Source organism: Bacillus sp. SIMBA_005, from assembly GCF_046535585.1.
Taxonomy (GTDB): Bacteria; Bacillota; Bacilli; order Bacillales; family Bacillaceae; genus Bacillus; species Bacillus pumilus.
On sequence record NZ_JAWRWI010000206.1, the window covers coordinates 1 to 300 of the forward strand.

The window sequence follows — 300 nt, forward strand, 5'->3', positions numbered from 1 at the left end:
GGCGCCCTCCGCGCCGGCATCCGCACCATCGTGCAGGCATCGAGCATCACGGCGATGGGCTTCCCCGACTTCGCGAATCTGACGTCGCTTCCGGTGGACGAGGGGTACGCCGAGGCGAACAACACGTACGCGCTGGGCAAGGTCGCCGAGGAGGCGATCGCCGCACAGCTCGTGCACTGGGTCGAGGGGACGAGCATCACCGCGCTGCGGTTCACCAACGTCGTCGCGGAAGGGGAGTACGCGACGTTCGAGCGGGCCGGTGCCGCCGACTACCGCCGCGACCTGCTCGGCACCTACGTC

1 protein-coding gene is annotated in these 300 nt (G+C 69.7%); it reads left to right on the forward strand.

Annotated features, from left to right (window positions below):
• A partial coding sequence (locus tag SB660_RS19785; RefSeq protein WP_410583973.1) for an NAD-dependent epimerase/dehydratase family protein occupies positions 1-300 on the forward strand: 300 nt, incomplete at both ends.